22 protein-coding genes and 1 tRNA gene are annotated in these 20,944 nt (G+C 67.0%); 11 read left to right on the forward strand and 12 right to left on the reverse strand.

Going from position 1 to position 20,944, the window contains the following annotated elements; translation table 11 throughout:
• Positions 1-38: 38 nt before the first annotated feature.
• Positions 39-1,010: a substrate-binding domain-containing protein gene (locus ACSC1W_RS12810; protein WP_435347881.1), complete on the reverse strand. Its 972-nt coding sequence runs from the start codon at positions 1,008-1,010 to the stop codon at positions 39-41.
• A gap of 267 nt (positions 1,011-1,277) precedes the next feature.
• On the opposite strand from ACSC1W_RS12810, the gene hisH reads away from it, so the two are divergent.
• Both hisH and ACSC1W_RS12820 read left to right on the forward strand, forming a co-directional pair.
• Positions 1,278-1,940: an imidazole glycerol phosphate synthase subunit HisH gene (gene hisH, locus ACSC1W_RS12815; RefSeq protein WP_435347882.1), complete on the forward strand. Its 663-nt coding sequence runs from the start codon at positions 1,278-1,280 to the stop codon at positions 1,938-1,940.
• An 86-nt stretch (positions 1,941-2,026) separates the two neighbouring features.
• Positions 2,027-3,595: a PPC domain-containing protein gene (locus ACSC1W_RS12820; protein ID WP_435347883.1), complete on the forward strand. Its 1,569-nt coding sequence runs from the start codon at positions 2,027-2,029 to the stop codon at positions 3,593-3,595.
• On the opposite strand, the gene ACSC1W_RS12825 is transcribed toward ACSC1W_RS12820, so the two are convergent.
• The gene (locus ACSC1W_RS12825) at positions 3,592-3,957 is read right to left on the reverse strand and encodes a hypothetical protein (RefSeq protein ID WP_435347884.1); all 366 of its coding nucleotides are present in this window, start codon (positions 3,955-3,957) and stop codon (positions 3,592-3,594) included. The two genes, ACSC1W_RS12820 and ACSC1W_RS12825, sit on opposite strands and share 4 nt — an antisense overlap.
• Positions 3,958-4,170: 213 nt before the next feature.
• Between ACSC1W_RS12825 and ACSC1W_RS12830 the strand changes: the two genes are divergently transcribed.
• From ACSC1W_RS12830 to ACSC1W_RS12840, 3 genes are read left to right on the forward strand one after another with little or no spacing between them, the layout of a single operon-like run.
• Positions 4,171-5,280 carry a tRNA (guanine(26)-N(2))-dimethyltransferase gene (locus ACSC1W_RS12830; RefSeq protein WP_435347885.1) on the forward strand — a complete coding sequence of 370 codons (1,110 nt, stop codon included), beginning with the start codon at positions 4,171-4,173 and terminating at the stop codon, positions 5,278-5,280.
• A 51-nt stretch (positions 5,281-5,331) separates the two neighbouring features.
• Entirely contained in the window at positions 5,332-6,213 is an 882-nt protein-coding gene (locus tag ACSC1W_RS12835; RefSeq protein WP_435347886.1) for a YihY/virulence factor BrkB family protein, read from the forward strand.
• Positions 6,206-6,835 (forward strand): ribonuclease BN, encoded by a 630-nt coding sequence (locus tag ACSC1W_RS12840; protein ID WP_435347887.1) that lies wholly within the window; start codon positions 6,206-6,208, stop codon positions 6,833-6,835. The genes ACSC1W_RS12835 and ACSC1W_RS12840 overlap by 8 nt, the downstream gene beginning before the upstream one ends.
• Positions 6,836-6,965: 130 nt before the next feature.
• On the opposite strand, the gene glnA is transcribed toward ACSC1W_RS12840, so the two are convergent.
• A complete protein-coding gene (glnA, locus tag ACSC1W_RS12845) occupies positions 6,966-8,318 on the reverse strand; it encodes a type I glutamate--ammonia ligase (RefSeq protein ID WP_435347888.1) in 1,353 nt (450 codons plus the stop codon).
• 126 nt (positions 8,319-8,444) lie between these two features.
• Here glnA and lrp point away from each other — a divergent pair, with 126 nt between their 5' ends.
• Positions 8,445-8,903 carry an HTH-type transcriptional regulator Lrp gene (gene lrp, locus ACSC1W_RS12850; RefSeq protein WP_435347889.1) on the forward strand — a complete coding sequence of 153 codons (459 nt, stop codon included), beginning with the start codon at positions 8,445-8,447 and terminating at the stop codon, positions 8,901-8,903.
• Between the two features lie 265 nt (positions 8,904-9,168).
• On the opposite strand, the gene thsB is transcribed toward lrp, so the two are convergent.
• Positions 9,169-10,803: a thermosome subunit beta gene (gene thsB / locus ACSC1W_RS12855; protein WP_435347891.1), complete on the reverse strand. Its 1,635-nt coding sequence runs from the start codon at positions 10,801-10,803 to the stop codon at positions 9,169-9,171.
• A gap of 218 nt (positions 10,804-11,021) precedes the next feature.
• Positions 11,022-11,762, reverse strand: a complete 741-nt coding sequence (locus ACSC1W_RS12860) for an SOS response-associated peptidase (protein WP_435347893.1) — start codon at positions 11,760-11,762, stop codon at positions 11,022-11,024.
• 208 nt (positions 11,763-11,970) lie between these two features.
• Between ACSC1W_RS12860 and ACSC1W_RS12865 the strand changes: the two genes are divergently transcribed.
• Positions 11,971-12,699 carry a cupredoxin domain-containing protein gene (locus tag ACSC1W_RS12865; protein WP_435347894.1) on the forward strand — a complete coding sequence of 243 codons (729 nt, stop codon included), beginning with the start codon at positions 11,971-11,973 and terminating at the stop codon, positions 12,697-12,699.
• A gap of 199 nt (positions 12,700-12,898) precedes the next feature.
• On the opposite strand, the gene ACSC1W_RS12870 is transcribed toward ACSC1W_RS12865, so the two are convergent.
• The 4 genes from ACSC1W_RS12870 to ACSC1W_RS12885 form a co-directional block, all read right to left on the reverse strand.
• The gene (locus tag ACSC1W_RS12870) at positions 12,899-13,273 is read right to left on the reverse strand and encodes a hypothetical protein (protein ID WP_435347895.1); all 375 of its coding nucleotides are present in this window, start codon (positions 13,271-13,273) and stop codon (positions 12,899-12,901) included.
• A 595-nt stretch (positions 13,274-13,868) separates the two neighbouring features.
• A tRNA-Ser gene (locus tag ACSC1W_RS12875) sits at positions 13,869-13,950 on the reverse strand.
• 52 nt (positions 13,951-14,002) lie between these two features.
• Positions 14,003-14,203: a DUF7981 family protein gene (locus tag ACSC1W_RS12880; RefSeq protein WP_435347896.1), complete on the reverse strand. Its 201-nt coding sequence runs from the start codon at positions 14,201-14,203 to the stop codon at positions 14,003-14,005.
• On the reverse strand, positions 14,200-14,580 hold the full coding sequence (locus tag ACSC1W_RS12885) for a RidA family protein (protein ID WP_435347897.1): 381 nt from the start codon (positions 14,578-14,580) through the stop codon (positions 14,200-14,202). The genes ACSC1W_RS12880 and ACSC1W_RS12885 overlap by 4 nt, the downstream gene beginning before the upstream one ends.
• Before the next feature lie 112 nt (positions 14,581-14,692).
• Between ACSC1W_RS12885 and ACSC1W_RS12890 the strand changes: the two genes are divergently transcribed.
• Positions 14,693-15,553 carry a hypothetical protein gene (locus ACSC1W_RS12890; protein ID WP_435347899.1) on the forward strand — a complete coding sequence of 287 codons (861 nt, stop codon included), beginning with the start codon at positions 14,693-14,695 and terminating at the stop codon, positions 15,551-15,553.
• On the opposite strand, the gene ilvA is transcribed toward ACSC1W_RS12890, so the two are convergent.
• On the reverse strand, positions 15,529-16,740 hold the full coding sequence (gene ilvA, locus ACSC1W_RS12895; RefSeq protein ID WP_435347900.1) for a threonine ammonia-lyase: 1,212 nt from the start codon (positions 16,738-16,740) through the stop codon (positions 15,529-15,531). The genes ACSC1W_RS12890 and ilvA overlap by 25 nt on opposite strands.
• A 305-nt stretch (positions 16,741-17,045) precedes the next feature.
• Positions 17,046-17,438: a gamma-glutamylcyclotransferase family protein gene (locus tag ACSC1W_RS12900; protein ID WP_435347901.1), complete on the reverse strand. Its 393-nt coding sequence runs from the start codon at positions 17,436-17,438 to the stop codon at positions 17,046-17,048.
• Between the two features lie 53 nt (positions 17,439-17,491).
• On the opposite strand from ACSC1W_RS12900, the gene ACSC1W_RS12905 reads away from it, so the two are divergent.
• The 3 genes from ACSC1W_RS12905 to ACSC1W_RS12915 all read left to right on the forward strand — a co-directional run bounded on the left by ACSC1W_RS12905 (position 17,492) and on the right by ACSC1W_RS12915 (position 20,333).
• On the forward strand, positions 17,492-18,859 hold the full coding sequence (locus tag ACSC1W_RS12905) for an MATE family efflux transporter (protein ID WP_435347902.1): 1,368 nt from the start codon (positions 17,492-17,494) through the stop codon (positions 18,857-18,859).
• Between the two features lie 131 nt (positions 18,860-18,990).
• Positions 18,991-20,007, forward strand: a complete 1,017-nt coding sequence (locus tag ACSC1W_RS12910) for a DUF7490 domain-containing protein (RefSeq protein ID WP_435347903.1) — start codon at positions 18,991-18,993, stop codon at positions 20,005-20,007.
• Positions 20,004-20,333: a DUF8060 family membrane protein gene (locus ACSC1W_RS12915; protein ID WP_435347904.1), complete on the forward strand. Its 330-nt coding sequence runs from the start codon at positions 20,004-20,006 to the stop codon at positions 20,331-20,333. Before ACSC1W_RS12910 ends, ACSC1W_RS12915 begins: the two co-directional genes overlap by 4 nt.
• 22 nt (positions 20,334-20,355) lie before the next feature.
• Here the strand turns inward: ACSC1W_RS12915 and ACSC1W_RS12920 are convergent, their stop codons facing one another.
• A complete protein-coding gene (locus ACSC1W_RS12920; protein ID WP_435347905.1) occupies positions 20,356-20,910 on the reverse strand; it encodes a metal-dependent hydrolase in 555 nt (184 codons plus the stop codon).
• Between the last annotated feature and the right edge of the window lie 34 nt (positions 20,911-20,944).

The raw sequence follows: 20,944 nt of genomic DNA on the forward strand, positions 1-20,944 counted from the left end.
TAATAATGGAAACGTGATTAGTTCCTTTCGGACTCGACTCAGGCCTGGTCGAGCAGGTCGGTGCTCAGGCCAAGGTCGTTGGCGACCTCGATGACGGGCTGGTACGTCTCGAGGTCTGCGGGACGGACGCCGTCGAACCAGAGGTCGTCTTCCGTCCCGTCCTCGCTGGTCTCGGAATTGGGCTTGCCGTTCGCGCCGAGGTAGACGTCGTCGGGGGCGTCCTTGAGCGCCGTGACCATGTCCTCGGTCTCGGAGTCCGAGAGCTCGGGACTGACGACCATCGGGGCGCGGGGGATGCCCTTCCCGTAGTCCTCCTTGTAGTCGGCGATGGGAGTGATTCCCTCGGCGTAGCCGTTATCGCCCTGCGTGATGAACTTCCCGACGCCGGCGGCGTCGACCTGCCCGTCCTGGAGCGCCGTGAACGCCTCGGCGTGGCCGGTCCACGAGCCCGTGAAGTCCGCGCCGTTGTCAGAAACCGGCGCCTCGCCGATTTCGAGGCCAGCGTCCTGCAGCATGTACAGCGGGTACAGCGACCCGCTGGCGGAGGTCATGTCCGCGAAGCCGATCGTCTTGCCCTCCAGGTCGGCGAGTTCCTCGATGCCACTGCCTTCCTTCGTGACGATGACGCTGGTGTACTCCCAGGAGCCGAACGCGTGGCGCTGTAGAGCGATCTCGGCTTTTTCGGCCTTCACGCCGAGTGCAGCGGCGAACGGCCCCGTCTCCGCGATGTCTGCCGAGCCACTGCCCAGTCCCTGGAGAACAGCGGAGTAGTTCGACGCGTACTGGAGTTCCACGTCGACGTCGCTACCGAGCTGCTCACTGAGGTAATCGCGGTACGGGCCGTACTGCTTTTTCATGTAGTTCTGTGGCTCCGTCGGGGACATCATGAACTGGACGGATCCATCACCGTAGGGTTGATCGCCGAAGGAACCGAGGCATCCCGCGGACCCCACCATCCCTACTGTGGTCGCTGCGCCTGCCGCCTTGAGGAAGCTGCGTCGACTTTCCATGGCGAATCAGTTCATAATTCTTGATTGTGTCCTTAAATGTTCCTACTCGGTCTATGGAGAACTATAGTCGTCGGATTCGCGGGAATCGGTGCTGAACCGAAGTCGAACCGTCACGAAATAAATCCGACTGCGCGCACGTCGTCGACAGCCCACCTGTTCCAGTAGCCTCGTCGACGCGATGCGCTGGCCCTACACACGTAAGGAGGTTCGGGCGCAACCATGACCGGAACGGAAACCCACTTGCACACGGCCGACCGAGTGACGACCATGAACGAGCAACCGGTGTCGCGCGAGCGCGAGCGACTCGCCGACGTCCTGGTCGTGGACTACGGACTGGGCAACCTCCGTAGCGTCACGCGAGGACTCGAACGCGCTGGGGCGGCCGTGACCGTCGACGACGACCCCGGGTCGTTCGACGACGCGGACGGCGTGGTCCTCCCCGGCGTCGGTGCCTTCGGCGAGGGGATGGAGAACGCCGACTCGGTCCGCGACGCCCTCGTCGACGTGGCCGACTCGGGGAAACCCCTGTTCGGCATCTGCCTCGGGATGCAGATGCTCCTGACATCCAGCGAGGAGGCCGAACGCGAGGGACAGGGCGACGTGCAGGGACTGGACCTCATCCCCGGTCGGAACGTCCGCTTCGCTGAGGGACAGAAGGTCCCCCACATGGGGTGGAACGACCTCTCGGTCGTCCGCGACCACCCCCTCGTCGAGGGCGTCGACGGTCGGTACGCCTACTTCGTCCACTCGTACTACGCCGTGCCGGACGACGACGACGCCGTCGTCGCGACCACCAACTACGGCGTCGACTTCCCCGCCATCGTCGCCAACGAGGCGGGCAACGTCTTCGGGACACAGTTCCACCCGGAGAAGTCCGGTGACACCGGCCTGACCATCCTCCGTAACTTCGTCGACATCTGCACCGGCTGACCCAGGCGAACCCGGAACCCGTAGACGGGTCGGCACGTCGGCGTGTGCCAAAAGAATAATCACCCAGTAATTGTCTGTAGTAGATAATGTCACCCGAGAGTGAACGAAGACGGTCCCTGCTACTCGCCAGTGCGACGGCCCTCAGCGGCGCGCTGGCCGGGTGTGCCGGCATCCTCGACGACGAATCGACAGCCGAACCGACCGACACCGCGACCGCGACCGCGACTGCCACCGCGACCGCCGAACCCCTCGAACTGCCGGTGGACGGCGACGCCGAGACCATCGCCTACGGCGATACCGTGACCAGCGAACTGACCACCGACGCACCCTCGGACCCGGAGTACGGCGGCTACTACGAACCGTGGGCGTTCACCGGTTCCGAGGGCGACTACGTCACCGTCTCGATGTCCTCGGCCACGGGCGACGCGTACCTCTATCTCCTCGACGAGGACGGCACCCTCGTCGCCGAGAACGACGACACCACGACCAGCATGGACGCCGAAATCCCGTACACAGAACTCCCCGCCGACGGTACCTACGTCGTCCTCGCTGGCAGTTTCTCGGACGGGGTCGGCTTCGAGTACGAACTCTCCCTGTCCAGAGGTGAGGGCGAGTCGGCGGACCTCCGCGAGATATCCGTCGGCGAGACGGCGACGGGCGAGATCGGCCTCGACGACCCGAGCGAGTCCGAGTACCTCGGGTTCTACGAACCGGTCACGCTACAGGTCGACCAGGACCAGCGAATCTCCATCGAGATGACCGCCCGAGACGGCGACACCCTCCTCGGCGTCCTCGACGAGTCCGATACCGTCGTCGCCGCGAACGACGACGACGGCGAGGGTGGCTTCAACTCGCGCATCGGGGCGCTCTCGGTTACCGGTGGGACCGAGTACACCATCGTCGCCGCCAGTTACGGCAGGAACGAGGTCTTCGAGTACGAACTCTCGGTCGGCGAGGCCCCACCCGCACTCGACCTGCGAGAGATCGCGGTCGGAGAGACCCGGACCGGCGAGATAGACCGGGACGACCCCGCCGAGTCCCGGTTCAACGGCCACTACGAACCGGTCAGGTTCCAGGGCCAGAGCGGCCAGCACGTGGACATCGACATGACGTCGGCCACGGGCGACACCTACCTCTTCCTCTTGAGCCCGAGCGGCGACGTCATCGCAGAGAACGACGACAGCGGCGGCTCGCTCGACTCGGCACTCCGGTCCGTCGAGTTACCCGAGACCGGCGAGTACATCGTCATCGCATCCAGCTTCGACAGAGGGACCTTCCGCTACGACCTCTCCGTCACCGAAGGGAGCGAACCCGTCGACCTCCGGTCCATCGAACTCGGCGAGACGGCGAGGGGCGGAATCGACCCGGCCGACCCACAGAGTAGCGCGTTCCGGGGCTACTACGAACCGGTCACCTTCACCGTCGACAGCGCGATGGCGGTCGACGTGACGATGACCGCCGCCGATGGCGACACCTACCTGATACTCGTCGACAGCGACCTGTCGGTGCTCGCGGAGAACGACGACAGTGGCTCGTCGTTCGACTCGGCACTGTCTGGCGTGCAACTCCCCGAGGCCGGCGAGTACACCATCATCGCCACGAGCTACGCGAACTCGGCGACCTTCGAGTACGAGTTGACGCTAGAACAGGCCTAGAGGAACTCCCGCACTTCGGAGTACCACATGTCGTGGTGGTCGACCGTCCCGACGCGCTCGGCGATGGCGACCGCCAGCGCGTGCCAGCACTGGTCGGTCGGGTCCCCCGGGTCGAGGTTGTACTCGGCGTCCTTGCACGTACAGCCACCTTCCTCGACGATGTACTCGTCCTCGTAGCCGACGACGACCGTGAAGTCGCGGTACTGCTTCACCCGCCCCTCCGAGACGGCCTCGATGGCGTGTCGCCCCCGGCCGTCGTGGATGCGCATGATTCGCTGGACCACCTCGGGCGTGAGTTCGCCGGCCTCGTCGAGCAGTGCTTGCCACTCGGCGACGGCGTTCTCCCGGTCGGCGGGGGTCACGCGAACCGCCCTCCGGTGGTCACTTCGGTCACTGGTTTGGCTTGTACCCCGGGCATCAAAACAGTTCGGACGCGGCCTCTCGGGAACGTCGCGGGCGGATTCGCGGGGTCGACTGTCCACGTCCCGTTCGCACCCCGGACCGGACGTCTGCGAGGAGCGCGACGGGGAGACCACATCGCATCCCTTTTCGCCCGTGCCCGCCCACCGAGGCACATGGACGTGACGGAGGGGAACGTCTCGCTCTCGGTCCCCGACCAGGACGGCGACCGCACGCACGACTCCGTCTTCTTCAACCCGGTCCAGGAGTTCAACCGCGACCTGACCGTGGCGGTCCTCCGGGCGTACCGCGAGCGCGAGGACCGTGCCGAGACGTACCTCGACGCGATGACCGCCTCGGGCGTCCGGGGCGTCCGCGCCGCCAGCGAGGGCTGGGACGTGACCTGCTGTGACGTGGACGAGGAGGCTGTGGAACTGGCCCGCGAGAACCTGGCGCGCAACGACCTCGACGCGAGGGTCGTCCACCGGAACGTGAACGCCCTCATGCACGACGAGGTGTTCGACGTGGTCGACCTCGACCCGTTCGGGACGCCGATGCCCTTTGCCGACGCCGCGTTCGCCAACGCGCGGGACCTGGTCTGCGTGACCGCGACCGACACCGCGCCGCTGTGTGGCGCGCACTTCGACTCCGGCGTGCGCTCGTACGCGGCGGTGCCCCGGAACACCGACTACCACGCCGAGATGGGCGTCAGAATCCTGCTCGGGGCGCTGGCCCGGAGCGCGGCCCGGTTCGACGTGGGCGTGACGCCGCTGTTGACCCACGCGACGAGTCACTACGTCCGGACGTACCTCGACCTCTCGCACCGGGCGACGGACTCGAACGCCAGCATCGACGAACTCGGCTTCCTCCACCACTGCGAGGACTGCCTCTACCGTGACGCAGAGCAGGGCCTGATTCCGCACCCGCCGGACCTGTGCCCCCGCTGCGACGGGAACCGGGTGCTCACCGCCGGACCCGTGTGGCTCGGCCCGTACCGGGACCGGTCGTTCGTGGCGGCCGTCCGCGAACGGGTCACCGACGAGATGGGGACCGCCGAGACGGCACGGGACCTCTGTGACACGCTCGAATCGGAACTCGACGAACCGACCCACTACGACCAGCACCGCCTCTGCAAGCTCTGGGGCCGCGGCGCGAGCGGGATGGACGAGTTCCTCGACGCGCTCGGCGACGCCGGGTTCGAGGCGTCGCGGGCGCACTACGGCGGGACGACGTTCAAGACGGACGCGACCATCCCCGAGATGGAGGCGGCGACGTCCGAGCCGTAGGTCCGTCGACCCCGACCGACCTTTTTGAGTGCTGTCGTCGTATCTAGCAGTGTGTCAGACCCCTCCCGTCTCCAGCAACTGAAGGCCATCGTGGTCACCGTCATCGCCATCGCCCGGGACGAGCAGTTGACCTTCCTCGCGGCCGCCATCGCGTACTACGCGTTCGTCTCGCTGATCCCCCTGGCGTTGCTGGCGGTCGCCGTCGCGACCGCGGTCGGCGGCGAGGAACTGGCCGACGCGGTCGTGGCTTCACTGGGCGACATCCTCACGCCGACGAGCCAGGAGGTGGTCCGCGACGCCCTGACCGCCGGCCGCGGCCGGGGGAGCGCGACGGTCGTCGGACTGGTCGTCCTGACCTGGTCGGCCCTGAAGGTGTTCCGGGCCATTGACCGGTCGTTCTCAGCGGTGTACGGCAAGGGACTGGAGCGACCGCTCACCGAACAGTTCACCGACGCCGGCCTCGCACTCGCGGCAGTCGGCTTCGGTGGACTCGTGGCCGCGGCCGTCGCCATCGTGGTGAACCTTGTCGACCTGCCCTACGAGAACGTCGTGGGTGGTCTCGTCAGCCTCGCCGCACTCGTGCTGGTCTTCTTCCCGCTGTACTACCTGCTCCCGGAGGTCGAGATGGGCCTGCGCGAGGCGGTGCCCGGCGCGGTGTTCGCGGCCGTCAGCTGGACGGTGCTGAGCATCCTCTTCTCGATATACACCGGCTACGCGTCCACCTACTCCGTCTACGGCGTGGTCGGCGCCGTGCTCTTGCTGGTCACCTGGCTCTACCTCGGCGCGCTCGTCCTGCTCGTCGGTGCGGCCCTGAACGCGGCGCTGTCCGGTCGGATGCTGGCGGTCGAGGAACTGGAAGCCGACGTGGACCGGCACCTTCAAAGTGCGGGCCTGCGACAGGACGAAGCGACAGGGAACAGCGACGATGTCTGAGGACGAGACGAGCGACGACCCCGGCCGACCCGACGAGGAGCGGGGCACCGACGGGCCCGACGACGCGCCGACGAGCACCGGCGACGGTGCCGACGCGCCGGCCAGTGGCGACCCCGACCCCGACGACGGTGACGGCGATGGCGATGGCGACGGGAACGGCGGCGCTGGCGACGACGACGGGACAGACCGCGAGGCCGAGATAGACCGGCTGTACGAGCGACTGGCCGAACTCGAAGACGAGGTGAAGGGCCAGCGCGCCAGCAAGGCGTCCGTCGCAGACCTCCGGGACGAACTCGAGGAGTTCGAGGACGACGTGCAGCGACGCACCGTCGACCGCGACGAGGTCCGGGACGACCTGCGCCGGTACGTCCGTCGGAAACTCCGACGCGGCCACGCCCGCGGCTGGGGTCCGTACGTGGTGCTGCTCTACGGCACCGTGATGACCCTCGGCCTGCTGTACACGCCCCGACTCCAGGGCGACGGCTGGGTCGTCCTCGCGATGGTCATCATCTGGCTGTCGACGCTGGGACTGTACGTGCTGTTCGTCCTCTTCGGCATCACCTTCAACGTCCTCGGCGTCCCCGGACGTCTCCGCGACCGCGTCCAGGAGTGGCGCACGTAGCAGAGGACGGCGCCGACCGTGGCGACGGCGACGAACGCGGCTAACGACGCCGGGTCGGGTATCGTGAGCCACGCTATCCCGACTATTCGTCAGGAGAGAGCCTGTCGCCTCCTGTAGGCGTCGCGGTCTCTCAGAACGTCTCGAGGTAGCGGTCGAGTTCCCACTCGGAGACGTCGACGAGGTAGTCCTTGAACTCGGCCCGCTTCGCCTCCACGAACTTCTCGTGGACGTGCTCGCCCAGGGCGTGCTGGACGGTCTCGTCCTCCTCCAGGGCGTCGACCGCCTCGCCGAGGTTCGTCGGGAGGGTGTCGATGCCGTACTCCTCGCGCTTTGCCTCGTCGAACTCGTAGATGTTCTCGCGGACCGGTGCGGGGCACTCGAGTCCACGCTCGATGCCGTCGAGACCCGCGTGTATCATCGCGGCGAGCGCGAGGTAGGGGTTACACGACGGGTCGGGCGAGCGCAGTTCGATGCGCGACGCCGCCGGGACGCGGGCCGCCGGCTTGCGGATGAGCGCCGAGCGGTTGCGGTCCGACCAGGCGACGTACACCGGGGCCTCGTAGCCCGGGACCAGTCGCTTGTAGGAGTTCACGGTGGGGTTGGCGACCGCCGTGATGGCGGGGGCGTGCTCGAGGACGCCGGCGGTGAACTGCTTCGCCGTCTCGCTCAGGTTGAACTCGTCGTCGCCGTCGTGGAAGGCGTTCTCGCCGTCCTCGAACAGCGAGATGTGCGTGTGCATGCCCGACCCGTTGATGCGGGGGATGGGCTTGGGCATGAACGTCGCGTGGAGGTCGTGTTCGGCGGCGATGGCGCGGACGACGGACCGGAACGTCGCGACGTTGTCGGCCGTCGAGAGCGCGTCGTCGTACGTGAAGTTGATCTCGTGCTGGCCCTCCGCGACCTCGTGGTGGGAGGCTTCGATGTCGAAGCCCATGGATTCGAGCCCGTAGATGATGTCGCGGCGAACGTCGCTCGCGAGGTCCTTCGGTGCGAGGTCGAAGTAGCCACCAGCGTCGTTGGTCTTCGTCGTCGCCCGTCCGTCCTCGTCCTCCTCGAACAGGAAGAACTCGGGTTCGGGTGCAGCGTTGATGTCGTAGCCGAGTTCGTCCGCGCGTTCGATGGCCCGCTTCAGGACGCCACGCGGGTCGCCCGAGAACGGTTCACCCGTGGACGTGTCGAAGACGTTGCAGATGAGCCGTGCCGCCGCGCTGTCGTCCGTCTTCCGCCACGGGAGGACGGCGAACGTCGACGGGACCGGTTCGAGGCGCATGTCCGACTCCTGGATGCGGACGAAGCCGTCGATAGACGACCCGTCGAAGTAGATTCCCTCCGTGAACGCCTTCTCGGCCTGGCTCGCCGGGATGGAGACGTTCTTCACGGTGCCGAGGATGTCGGTGAACTGGAGACGCAGGAAGTCTACGTTCTGTTCCTCGATCTGTTCCAAAACGGCCTCTTCTTCCGCAGATAGGTTTCCGCTTGTCATCTTTCTGGTCGAGTAATCCAACTATCCCCAGTACAAAAACACTGCTGTTATACGCAAATCTCCCCCTTCCGCACGGGAATTGGATATTCGTAAAATTCTAATGCCTGGAGGCAGTCGGTAGACGTAATGACGTACGAAAATCTCGATGCGAAGTTGGTGAATGCACTTCTGGACAACGGCGACGCCAGCCTCCGCAGTCTCGCGGAGCAACTCGACGTCTCGGTCACCACCGTCTCGAACCACGTCTCCGACCTGGAGTCGAAGGGCGTCATCCGCGGGTACACGCCGAAGGTGGACTACGACCTGCTCGGATACGACGTCACCGCCGTCCTCCAGTTGAAGGTGGAGGGGAACGCACTCCCGGACATCACCGAGCGCCTCCGGTCCGAGAAGCAGATGGTGTCGGTCTACGAGGTCACCGGGGACTACGACGTCATCGCCATCGGGAAGTTCCGGGACACGGACGGGATGAACGAACAGATCAAGCGCCTGCTCACCGACCCCGACATCAAGGAGTCGAACACGAGCGTCGTCCTGAACCCCGTCTGCGAGAACGAGCAGTTCGAACTCGACCTGGACGGGTAACGCCGCCGGTCTGGACGGCGGCGTGCCCTCGCGCCGCCCGAACGGGTCGCGCACGGTCACCGACCGTCGACGACGTCGGTACCGAACGGCGAACGAGACCGGAACAGCAGGAGCTACGTCGCCTGTGCCGTGAAAAAGCGTGTTTCGATTTCGACCCGGTCGCGGGCGTTCGAGACGGCTGGGAGTCGGGCGACGGTGAGACGGTCTCACGTCGCCTGCGTCAGACGGAACCTGGCGGCCTGTGAAAACCGGGCAGTGCCCGACTTTACATCGCGCCGCCCATGCCGCCCATGCCGCCCATGCCGCCGGCCGGAGCGCCGCCCTCGTCGTCACCCTTGTCGGTGCTCAGGTCGCCGGCCGAGATGATGTCGTCGATCTTGAGGACGAGGTTCGCGGCCTCGGTGGCGGAGGTCAGCGCCTGTTCCTTCGCGTGGGCGGGTTCGACGATGCCCGCTTCGAAGGTGTCCTCCACGTCGCCGCTGAAGACGTTCAGGCCGGCGCGCTCGTCGCCACCTTCGTGGGCGGCACGCAGGTCGACCAGCGTGTCGATGGAGTCCAGCCCGGCGTTCTCGGCGAGGACGCGGGGGACGAGTTCGAGCGAGTCGGCGAACGCCTCGACGGCGAGTTGCTCGCGACCCTCGACGGAGTCGGCGAAGTCGCGGAGTCGGCTGGCGACCTCGACCTCGATGGCACCTCCGCCGGAGACGATGCGGCCGTCGGAGACGGTCTGGGCGACGACGTCCAGGGCGTCGGTGACGCCACGCTCCAGTTCGTCGACGACGTGGTCGGTCGAACCACGCAGGAGCAGGGTCACGCCGTGGGCGTTCTCCGCACCGCGGACGTAGAACAGTTCGTCCTCGTCGTCGCGGGAGACGTCGCCGAAGCCGAGGTCCTCCTCGCTGAAGTCGTCCAGGTCGGAGACGATGTTCGCGCCGAGAATCTCGCGCAGGAAGCGCACGTCGGCCTTCTTGACGCGGCGAACAGCGAGGATGCCCTCCTTCGCGAGGTAGTGCTGTGCGAGGTCGTCGATGCCCTTCTGACAGAAGACGACGTCGGCACCGGAGTCGACGATGGTCTGGACCTTGTCCTTGAGCTGTTTCTCCTCCTGGTCGAGGAACTGCTGGAGCTGGCTCGGGTCCGTGACGTTGACCTCGGTGTCGACGTTCGCCTCCTCGACCTCGATGGCCTCGTTCAGGAGGAGAATCTTGGCCTCGTCGACCTCCTTGGGCATGTTGTCGTTGACCGGGTCCTTGTCGATGACCGCACCCTTCAGGAGTTCGGAGTTGGAGACCGCCTGGCCGGTCTGGGTCTCGATGTTGAGGTACTCCATGTCGACCTGGTCGTCCACGGTGACCGACTGGATGGCGTCGACGATGATCTGGGAGAGGTGCTCCTTGTCGAGTTCGGCACCCTTGCCGGTCATCGAGGTCTCGGCGACCTTGCGCAGCAGGTCCTCGTCCTCCGTGTCGATGGACTCGGAGACGTCGTCGATCTCATCGCGGGCCTGCCGGCTGGCGAGGTGGAAGCCCTTGATGATGGCCGTCGGGTGGATGTCCTGCTCGAGGAGGTCCTCGGCGTTCTTGAGGAGTTCACCAGCGACCGCGACGGCGGTCGTGGTGCCGTCGCCCGCCTCGTCCTCCTGCGTCTCGGCGACCTCGATGATCATCTCGGCCGTCGGGTTGTCGATGTCCATCTCCTTCAGGATGGTGACGCCGTCGTTGGTGATGGTGACGTCGCCCATCGAGTCGACGAGCATCTTGTCCATCCCTTTGGGTCCGAGTGTGGACCGTACGGCCTCGGCGACCGCACGCGCGGCCTGGATGTTGTAGTCCTGCGCGTCACGGTCCTTGACGCGCTGGGAGTCTTCCGACATCACGATCATCGGCTGTCCTTGCTGCATTCGCTGACTCATGGTCATCCGAGTCTATGAATGTGCTTCTATATAAAGGTTGGTGGTCGGTGGTCAGGCAGGTCGCCACGTCGCCGAGACCGGACCGCCATAGAACCGCCTGCAGTGGCTGGGTTCTCCGACATCATGTGTCAACCTATGACACGCCCGCGACCGGCGGACCCTCCGTCTCGAACCGCGATTTATATACCTTTTTTCCGGGGTCGGCGTCAGCCGTCCGTCGCCACCGGTTCGACCACCATCGGCGAGTCGTTCGACGGGTCGTTGACCGCCGTCGACACCGGATACGCCCGCATCGCATCGGCCGGGTAGGGGTCGAGCAACGGTTCGGCCTCGTCGGCGTCGCCGTGCAACCAGGTGTCGTACTCGTCGGGTGCCAGCAGGACCGCCATCCGGTGGTGCAGGTCCGAGACGAGGTCGTTCGGTTCCGTCGTCACCACGGCGAACGTGACGAGTCGCGTCGCCTCCGGGTCGGCCGACCCGCCGGCGAAGGCGTCCAGTCCAACCTGGCGTTCGACCCCCTCCCAGACCGCGTACAACCCCGCCATCGCGAACGGTTCGTCGTCGACCATCGTCACCCGGTACGGCTGTTTCCCGGCGTCCGTTCCGGCCCACTCGTAGAAGCCGTCGGCCGGAACGAGACACCGACCGGCCGCCACGCCTCCGGCGTCCCCGGAATCGGCCTCGAACGCCGCCCGGAACGTCGGCTTCTCGCGCACCGTCTCCGCCCTGGCGTTGATGGGTCGGATGGCGTCCTCCGGGTCGTCCACCCACGACGGAACCAGTCCCCAGTTGGCGTAGGACAGTTCGTCGGCCACGTCGCCGCGGACGACCGGCAGGTCCTGGCCCGGCGCGGCGTTGTACCGCGGTTCGTATCTCCGGGGGACGGAGACGCCGAACTGCTCTTCGAGCGTCGACGGCGGGACGAACAGGCTGTAGCGACCGCACATGCGCGCAGGTACGCGCGGGACCAACTACTACGTGTCGTGTCTGTCCAGTCCTCGCCGACGTCCGTCGCGGTGGTACCGAATCGGACGGACAGTGACGGGTTTCGACGGATTGTGGTCCGACTCCGGAGCCTTGCGATTCTTTACTTTCGTGTCGCGTTGAAATCAAGAATCGCTAATAGAGGGACCGCTAGACAGTAGGGGCAGAACGATGTCCCCGGTTTCACGCCGAGAGATGCTGACCCTGCTCGGAGGCACTGCCCTCGCGGGGAGTGCGCCGGTAGCAGCGGCCACCCGGACGGACGACAGACAGCGAGCGAACACGGTTCGGGCGTTCGTCGGTTCGTATCACTGGGGGTTCTTCCTGCTCGACGAGTCGGGCACCGAGCGAGACCACCTGACGCTCTCGCAGGGCGACGAACTGCGACTCACCGCGTTCAACGTCGAAGCCGACGGTGCGATCGCCGAGTTACCGGGGCCAGTTCGGGCGGGCATCCCCGGCCCGGACGAACGTGCTCGCCGGAACCGACGTTCCATCCCGGTCCAGCAGGGCGTGAATCTCGAAGACCTCCACGAGGCCGCGGAGGCGACGTACCCCGACCACAGTCTCGCCATCGTCGACGACGACTTCCTGGTTCGAACGCCCGATGGATGGCGGATGCCGGGCGGTCACGGTCCGTGGGACGGTCATCACGGACCCGGTCATCGGGGTGGTGACCGCGGCCCATACGGGCCAGGGCCACACGGACCGTGGAGGGGCGGCGAGTTCACCGGGATGCTCGCACCGCCGACGCGCCTCTGGCATCACGCGACGGTCCCCACGGACATCGGCTTCACGGTGGAGACGAGCGGTTCCTTCGGGTTCGCGTGTACGGTGTACTGCGGTTACGGCCACCCGTACATGACCGACCGTGGCAGGGTCGTCGTGGAACAGGGGTGACCGTTCGAGGCGGGCACGTCACTGCGGTCCCGTCACTCTCCTCGCGACGGTTGCGCATCGACGACCCGGTCCACGACACGGGCGTCGACGTCACGTGACTCGGTCGACCCGTTGCGGCGCTGTCGTCGCAAAAAACGAAGAACGGCGTGTGGATGGTCGACGGCTGAACGGTGTCGCGTCCAGTTATCGAAGTACGGTCTTACTCGTCGGCGTCACCGGCGTTCTCGGGCGGACCCTGGGCGGTGTCGTCCGGCTGACCGGTCTCGCCGTCCGTACCGGCTTCCTCGGGCAGGTCCGGCTGGACGTGGTTGTGGACCCAGTCGGCGATCTGCAGGCCGGGCTCCGAGACGTCGCCGTTCTGCACGTCTTCGATGTAGTCGTTCAGGTTCTCGGCGAACTCGTTGCTCGCCTCCTCACTGCTGGTCTGGGCCTGCTCGGACGCGTTGTCGTTCGGACCCAGGTCCAGAGCCGGCGCATCGGTCGACGTTGACGTGGCGGCCGCGGCCGCGGGGGCGGCCACGCCGACCACGAGCAGCACCGCGGCGAACACGGAGAGTGCTTTCATTGAAGCCATTGCAGGAGCATCTGTGTCGGAGATGGTCATAAACCCGTATTCACGTTCATTCGATTCAAGTGGTTCAGCGTCAGTGCGAGGCCGGATTTGAGACCGTTTCACCGTTTACGAACGGTTCTGGACGTTCAATTCTGTCCAGAACCTATGAACGATACCGGGGGCGAGTCCCGGTGTACCGGCTGGTTCGTCGTCTCCGAATCGGGGCCGCCCGACGACGTGACCCAGCAACCGCTGGCGGTCGAAAGGTCGAGGGGCCACGTACGGGGTGGGGGGGATGAGAAATCTGGGTAGTCGAACCATGGCGCCGATTTCCTGGAGTCCACTGTGGCCCCGTACCGCAAATATCAATTATTCTAACGTTATTTATAGTTTTAGATAACGGTCGTTGACCGGGAAGAATTTCTCCTGCAAGGACACGATTCGGGTCGGGTGCACCCGCGATGTGGAGGCGTCTATCGGTACCTGTTCCTGCTAGCAGTGCCGTCCAGTACTCGGGTTCGAAATCGGGGACGGCCGTACTCCCTGTATCGGCAGAACCGCGAGGCTACGGAGTGACAGATTGGTGCTCGTTCGCGTCGACGAACCAAAACTCGGACGCCAGGACTGGGATTTGAACCCAGAATCCCGAAAGGGAACACGCTTTCCAGGCGTGCGCCTTACCGTTCGGCCATCCTGGCTCACTCGTCGCTAAACGGGGTTGGCATTTAACGCCTGCGTTTCGTCGGGGAGTTACCGACCCCGCCGGAGCAACCTGGCCTCTCCGACGTAGGCCGCGACGGCGACCACCGCACCGACGACGACGGCCACGCCGAGTGCCGGAAGCAGGCCGATGCCGTCGTTGCCGAGGACGACGTAGCCCTGGTGGAGGACGAGGAAGGCGAAGACGCCGACTGCACCCCACAGCAGGGCCGACTTCCTGCGTTCGGTCACTCGCTCGTCGCGATGGCCTCGATCTCGACGCCGACGCCCTTCGGGAGGTTCGCCACCTCGACGGCCGACCGGGCGGGCGGGTTGTCGATGAAGTACTCCCTGTAGGCGTCGTTCATCTCCTCGAAGTCGTCGATGTCGTCCATGAAGACGGACACCTTGAGGACGTCCTCCATGGTACAGCCCTCCTCGTCGAGAATCGCGCTGACGTTCTCGAGGGCCTGGCGCGTCTGGACGGTGATGGACTCGTCGTCGAGCAGGTCGCCGTCGGGGGTCATCGGAATCTGGCCGGCGGTGAACACGAGGTCACCGTTGGTCGTCGCCTGACTGTACGCGCCGACGGCGGCGGGTGCGCCGGAGGTGCTGATGGTTCGCTTCATAGTCGGGGCGACGAGAGCCTCTGTCTTAAATACTCACGACTCGCCGACGGGGCGCTGGCCCGGCCGGTCGAGAACCGGACGCCATTTGCTTCGCCCGCCCGAGTATCCGTCCATGGACGACGGCCGGTCCCTCGTTCGAGTCGCGGGTGGAGTCGTCGCCCTGGCCGGACTCGGCTACGTGCTCGGGGCCATCCGCAGCGCGCGCGTGACCGACGTCCCCCTGAGTCCACTGACCGCCGGGTGGCGCGTCGGCGGCGGCTGGGTCGCCAGGGCCGGCGTGGGCACGGGTGACCGGCCGGTCGGCGAGATGGACGACCTCGCCGAGTTCGCCGGGCCGGGGTTCGACCCCGACCGGGTGGACCCGGCGGTCCGCGACTTCTACGAGCGCACCGGCGAGTACGTGCTGACGCTGTCCGCCGAGTGGCACCGGCCGTTCCGGACGGGCGCGTGGCTGGCGAGTCACCTGACGAGCGTCGTCGAGCAGTTGAACCTGCCCGCACCGGGCGACGGGCGCGCGGTCGACCTGCAGAGCGAGTTCGAACGGATCGACCCGGCCGTCGACCCGCGCGACGGGGCCCGGATGTGGGTCCGCACGGACGCCGACACCGGCGAGGGCGTGTTCGTCGCGGCGTACGGGTCACACGTCGCCGACGGCGAGCGCTACGTCAACATCGCCGTCCCCCTGCCGGGCGGGAACCTCTCGACCGTCCTGTCGATTCGGAATCTGGACGACGGCGCGGTCGAGTTGACGACCGAGGCACCGGGCGACCCCGGCCTCTACCTGGTGACGCCCGTCGGTGCGTTCGAACTGCCGATGGCCCAGCAGTTCCGGGTGTGGCCCGCTGACGCGCCGGGTGGACCACCGGCGCTGGATGCCAATGCGAGCGTGGTGGCGACCCACGAGATGTGGTTCCGGGGGCGGCAGTTCCTGACCGTGCGCTACGCCGGTCAGACCAGGACCTCGACCTCGTAGCCCGCGTCCCGGATGGCCTCCAGCAACTCGTCGACGTGGTCGTGCCCCCGGGTTTCGAGGTCCACCTCGACCTCGGTGTCGGCCATGCCGATCTGTCGCGACGTGCGGTCGTGCTGGATGGCGTAGATGTTCGCCTTCTTCTGGGAGATGATGTGCAGGAGGTCCTCCAGCGACCCGGGACGGTCCCTGAGGACGGTCCGTATCTTGACGTAGCGACCCGTGGCGACCAGCCCGCGCATGATGACCGTCGTCAGCATGTTCAGGTCGATGTTCCCGCCACACATCGCCGGGACGATTATCTCGTCCGCCTCGTAGTCGAACTTGTTGAACAGCAGCGCCGCGAGGGACGCCGCGCCGGCCCCCTCGACGAGGGTCTTCGACCGTTCGAGGACGTACGTCAGCGCCATCGCTATCTCCGGGTCCGAGACGGTGACCACCTCGTCGACGCGTTCCTTGATGACCTCGAACGTCAGAGAGCCCGGACCGCGTACCGCGATGCCGTCCGCGATGGTGTCGACGCTGTCGAGTTCGAAGCGCTCGCCCTTGTCGAGCGACTGGGCGACGCTCGACGCGCCCTCGGCCTGTACGCCGACGATGCGGGTCTCCGGGCTCTTGGCCTTGATAGCCGTGGCGATGCCGGAGATGAGGCCACCGCCACCGATGGGGACGACGACCGTCTCGACCTCGGGGAGGTCCTCCAGTATCTCGAGGCCGATGGTTCCCTGCCCGGCCATCACCTTCTCGTCGTCGAAGGCGTGGACGTACGTCCGGCCCTCCTCGCGTTCGATGGCGTGGGCCTTCTCGGCGGCCTCGTCGTAGTCCGCGCCGTAGAGGACGACCTCGGCACCGTAGCTCTGGGTGGCCTTTATCTTCGAGATGGGTGCGTACTCCGGCATCACTATCTTCGAGTCGACGCCGGAGCGCGTGGCCGCGAGCGCGACGCCCTGGGCGTGGTTGCCCGCGCTGGCCGTGACCACGCCCGCATCTTTTTCCTCGTCCGAAAGCGTCATGATTCGGTTCGTCGCTCCGCGAATCTTGAACGACCCCGTCCGCTGGAAGTTCTCCAGTTTCAGGTGGACGGTCGCACCGGTCATGTCCGAGAAGGTGTGTGAGTACTCGAGGGGTGTGTGCCGCGACGTCTCCCTGACGCGCGGTTCGGCCTCCAACACGTCGTCGAGTTCGAGCATGTTCGCGGCGTTGGGCCGCCGCCGGGTTAACCGTTGTTGCATCGAATGCACCGACGGGCCGCCGGTCGAACGGCGGCCCGACCGCGCCACCTGGTCGCGCCGCTCCAGCGTGACGTCGGAAAACGACGCCCGCCGGGGCCCGCGCGGCCCGGCGACGTCGTCCAAAGGGGATTGGGGGAGCACGCGTGTGACGTGCGCCTGAACAACTGACCTCGACCTACATAAACGCCAGCCATCCGAGGTGAAAGTGTAACCGGAAGACAGAGTCGCCCCGAACGGGCCGTCAGACGGCCGTCATCCGGTCGTCACTCGCGACTCGTCCGCACGGTCGCGCGGGTCTCGACGAACTCGACGAGACGGTCGAAAAGTGGGCCGTCACCGGCCAACTCGACCGATTCTGCGGTGCCGAGTCGCACCGGGTCGCCGACGTACACCGCGACGGGGTCGTCGGCCGCCGCGCGCGCCACGGCGACCCGGGCGTACAGGCCGCGGTCGACCCCCTCGTACGCGTCGAGGGCGTCGAGGTCGGTCGTCCGGAGGAGTCGCCCTCGGACCTCGCCGCCGGGGGCGAGCGTGGGATACCGACCGTCGACGCGGTGGACGCCCCGGAGGACGGCGTCGGGGCCGAACGTCCAGTCGTCGAGCAGGTCGTCGACCCGGTCGGGGTCGGTGAGCGTCCCGTAGACGAACACGTCCATAGGTCCGCTTCTGTTTCCGACATTACAAAGGTCCCGTCGGTCCGAACCGGACCATGGACCGGGACCGGTTGACGGCGGTCTGGTGGCGGGTCCTCGGTCTCTCCTGGCCCGTGATGGTCGAACAGACCACCCGGACCGCGATGCGGACGACGGACATCGTCGTCACGAGTTTCTTCTCGCCCGCCGCCGTCGCCGCCATCGGACTCGCCGACCTCTACGCCCGCTTCCCTCTCCGCATCGGTCTCGGACTCGGCGGTGGGGCGATCGCGCTCTCCAGCCAGGACACCGGGTCGGGCGCCGAGGCCAACCGCGACGAGGCCGTGACCCAGGCCATCGTGCTCGCGTTCGTCACCGGACTCCCGTTCGTCGCGTTCGGGGTACTGTTCGGGGAGGCGGCCATCGCACTCGTTGGGGCGCCGACCGCCGTCGCCGACCTCGGCGGCACGTACCTCGCCATCGTCTTCGCCACGGCACCGGCCCGACAGGTGTCGATAGTCGCGGCACGGTCCCTGCAGGGCACCGGCGACACCCGGACGCCCATGTACGTCAACGTGGTCGCGAACGGGTTGAACATCGTCGCGAGTGCGACGCTGGGCCTGGGCCTGTTCGGCGCGCCGGAACTGCGAGTCGTCGGCGTCGGCCTCGCGACCGCCGGCGCGAACGTCCTCACCGCGTGTGCCCTCTTGCTCGCGATGTACACCGAGTTCACGTCGGTGGGGTTCGCCCGGCCGACCGACCCCGTCGTCACCCGACAACTGGTCGTCGTGTCGGTCCCCCGTATCTTCGACGGCTTCGCCAACACGCTCGCCGAGTTCCCCTTCAACGCGCTGTTGCTCTCGTTCGGGACCGAGGTCAACGCCGGCTTCCAGGTCGGGCGCCGGATGTACCAGCAGGTGACCGGCCCACTGGCCCGCGGGTACAGCGTCGCCGCGAGCGTCGTCGTCGGGCAGGCACTCGGCGAGGGCGACCCCGACCGGGCCCGCCACGACGGCCGGGCCATCGGCGTCCTCGGCGTGCTCACCGTCGGCACGGTCGGACTCGGACTGGTCGTCTTCGCACCGTTCGTCGTCACGCTGTTCACCAGCGACCCGGCGACGGTCGGCTACGCCGTCGGCTTCTCGCGGGCCTACGGCCTCTCCGCCGCCGCCCTCGTCACGTACGTCGTCTTCTCGGGCAACCTGCAGGGCGCGAGCGAGACGCGCGTCCCGTTCGTCGCCCGGGTCGTCGGACTGACGGTGTTCTTCCTCGGTTTCTCCTACGTCACCAGTACGGTCCTCGGTCTCGGCGTCGTCGGCATCTACGCTGGCATCGTCCTGTACTACGTTTGCGCGGCCGCCATCGTCGTCTTCGGCTTCGAGACCGGCGAGTGGGCCGAACGCGCCGCCGAGATGATGGCCGACCGCGGGAGTACGGTGGACTGAGACCACGCCCGCGAACGGCGCCCGGGACGCCACGCCACGCTGCTGCCGTCGGGGAGCGCGACCCGGTGCTGTCCGCCGGGTCACCGGTCGTGCCACACAAAGCATTTAATACGACAGGTATAGCACCTGATATGAAACCTGAACGAGTCCTCGTGGGGCTCCTCGTGGTGACGCTCGTCGCCACAATCGGTGTCCTCGCCGCCGCCCCCGACGCGGTCGAGCCTCCCGGGGCCGACGAACCGCTGGTCCGCCCCGGCGGTGGAACCATCACCGATATGACCATCTCCGTCGACGCCGTCTCAGGCGGCACCGCCACGTTCTCGGTGACGCCCTACGTCGAGCACCGTGGCAACCCGGCCCCCAACGTGACAGTCGTCCTTCGCGCCGTCGACGACGACAGCGGCCTCGTCGCCGACACGCGCCGCCTCGACCTCGGCGAGTTGACCGGGCAGGAGGAGGTGAACGCGACGGGGTCCCTCCAGGTCCCCCGCGAGGGCGGGTATCGAATCGAGGCCGTCCTCTACCGGGACGGCGAGCGACTCGACACCGGCAGTCGGACCGTCTCGGGCGTCGAGAGCCTCACGCCCGCCTACGCCCTGACGCCGGTCCAGTTCCACGACTTCGACGGCGGTGACCTCCCGGTCATCGAGTACACCATCGACAGCGTCGCAGACGACCGCGCGACGCTGTCGGTGACGACCTACCTCTCGAACGTCGGCGACGAACCCGCCGACGACCTCCGGTTCGTCCTCAAGGCCCGCCAGAACGGGTCGAACGTCGTCGCCGACCGGACCACCGTCGACGTCGGCCGCGTCGAACCCGGGGAGACGGTCACGCCCACCGCCCAGTTGACCGTCCCGGACGGCTACAACTACTACCTCGACGCCATCCTCTGGAAGGGCGACACGGTGGTCGACACCCAGCGCTCGGTGGCGAACCTCGCCCCCGGCAACGGCCTCACCGTCGACAACGAGAGCGCCGACGAGGGGTTCCAGAGCGGCGACTTCGAGAGCGACCCCGGCGATGCCGGGCCGAGACCGACCGAGGTACCGGAGGGCTCCAGCGCCGGCCAACCCGGCTTCGGCGTCCCCGTCGCGCTGATTGCACTGCTCGCGACCGCACTTGCTGCCCGGAGGGTACGACGATGACCGACAGTTCCAACGACACCACCACGACCGACCGCACCGACGACGCGACCACCACCACCGCTGCACGTGGCTCCGACGCCCGTGACCGGACGACCGACGAGAACGGCGAGCGAGGACCACGCAGGACCGTGCTGTGGGTCGCACTCGTCGGTCTCGGCCTGTTCAGCCTCGTCATGCTCTTCCAGTTCTACGCGAGCGCGATGCAGACCATCGGCGACTGGATCGGGCCGGCGTACCGGTCGCTCGTCCGGACCGGGTTCTCGCTGGTCCTCCTGTGTCTGTCGCTGCTCGGCGTCGCCTACGTCACGCGAGAACTGACCGAGTGAGACGACCGAACCGGACCGTCGCCTACGACCGTCGCACCGAGTACGACCGCCCGAACGGGACGGTCGCGTAGGCGAGTCCGACGTGGAGCGCGACCGCGACGGTCAACAGCCCAACGTTCCACACCGGCGAGTTGTACCAGATGAGGTCTATTCCGAACGGATGCGGGTAGAGCGGCCACAGCGGTTCTATCGGCGAGGCGATGTCCGGTGCCGAGAGCACGTCTGCGAAGAGGTGGCTGAGTCCACCGACCAGTACTGCACCGCCCACGAACCCGAACACGCGCCGCGTGTCGAAGCGCTCGCTCGGGAGCCAGCGGTCGAACGGCCGGGAGAAGAACGCGGCGACGAGTCCGGCGACGACGAGGCTCACGAGCGCCACGAACACGACGGTGTGCGTGACCCCGTGGTGGTGGAACGACCCCGGCATGAGCTTCGAGAGCCACAGGTCGACGTCCGGGAGCAGCGACGCCGGCAGGACGAGCAGGACGAACGCGGGGCTGACCCTGTCGTTCCAGACGAACCATGCAGGGGCGGCCCACAGCAACCCCATCGCCAGGTGGCCCATGATGTCGACCATGTCGACCGACCGTAGGCCCTTGCGGTGGATAGGC

The organism is Haloarchaeobius marinus (assembly GCF_051207415.1).
Lineage (GTDB): Archaea > Halobacteriota > Halobacteria > Halobacteriales > Natrialbaceae > Haloarchaeobius.

Bases quoted from the DNA above. Each gene is read 5' to 3' on its own strand.
- ACSC1W_RS12865 (WP_435347894.1), top strand. From the start codon at position 11,971: ATGTCCCCGGTTTCACGCCGAGAGATGCTGACCCTGCTCGGAGGCACT.
- ACSC1W_RS12870 (WP_435347895.1), bottom strand. From the start codon at position 13,273: ATGGCTTCAATGAAAGCACTCTCCGTGTTCGCCGCGGTGCTGCTCGTG.
- ACSC1W_RS12915 (WP_435347904.1), top strand. From the start codon at position 20,004: ATGACCGACAGTTCCAACGACACCACCACGACCGACCGCACCGACGAC.
- ACSC1W_RS12840 (WP_435347887.1), top strand. From the start codon at position 6,206: ATGTCTGAGGACGAGACGAGCGACGACCCCGGCCGACCCGACGAGGAG.
- lrp (WP_435347889.1), top strand. From the start codon at position 8,445: ATGACGTACGAAAATCTCGATGCGAAGTTGGTGAATGCACTTCTGGAC.
- ACSC1W_RS12830 (WP_435347885.1), top strand. From the start codon at position 4,171: ATGGACGTGACGGAGGGGAACGTCTCGCTCTCGGTCCCCGACCAGGAC.
- ilvA (WP_435347900.1), bottom strand. From the start codon at position 16,740: ATGCTCGAACTCGACGACGTGTTGGAGGCCGAACCGCGCGTCAGGGAG.
- ACSC1W_RS12920 (WP_435347905.1), bottom strand. From the start codon at position 20,910: ATGGTCGACATCATGGGCCACCTGGCGATGGGGTTGCTGTGGGCCGCC.
- ACSC1W_RS12860 (WP_435347893.1), bottom strand. From the start codon at position 11,762: ATGTGCGGTCGCTACAGCCTGTTCGTCCCGCCGTCGACGCTCGAAGAG.
- ACSC1W_RS12885 (WP_435347897.1), bottom strand. From the start codon at position 14,580: ATGAAGCGAACCATCAGCACCTCCGGCGCACCCGCCGCCGTCGGCGCG.
- hisH (WP_435347882.1), top strand. From the start codon at position 1,278: ATGAACGAGCAACCGGTGTCGCGCGAGCGCGAGCGACTCGCCGACGTC.
- ACSC1W_RS12820 (WP_435347883.1), top strand. From the start codon at position 2,027: ATGTCACCCGAGAGTGAACGAAGACGGTCCCTGCTACTCGCCAGTGCG.
- glnA (WP_435347888.1), bottom strand. From the start codon at position 8,318: ATGACAAGCGGAAACCTATCTGCGGAAGAAGAGGCCGTTTTGGAACAG.
- thsB (WP_435347891.1), bottom strand. From the start codon at position 10,803: ATGCAGCAAGGACAGCCGATGATCGTGATGTCGGAAGACTCCCAGCGC.
- ACSC1W_RS12905 (WP_435347902.1), top strand. From the start codon at position 17,492: ATGGACCGGGACCGGTTGACGGCGGTCTGGTGGCGGGTCCTCGGTCTC.
- ACSC1W_RS12810 (WP_435347881.1), bottom strand. From the start codon at position 1,010: ATGGAAAGTCGACGCAGCTTCCTCAAGGCGGCAGGCGCAGCGACCACA.
- ACSC1W_RS12900 (WP_435347901.1), bottom strand. From the start codon at position 17,438: ATGGACGTGTTCGTCTACGGGACGCTCACCGACCCCGACCGGGTCGAC.
- ACSC1W_RS12890 (WP_435347899.1), top strand. From the start codon at position 14,693: ATGGACGACGGCCGGTCCCTCGTTCGAGTCGCGGGTGGAGTCGTCGCC.
- ACSC1W_RS12910 (WP_435347903.1), top strand. From the start codon at position 18,991: ATGAAACCTGAACGAGTCCTCGTGGGGCTCCTCGTGGTGACGCTCGTC.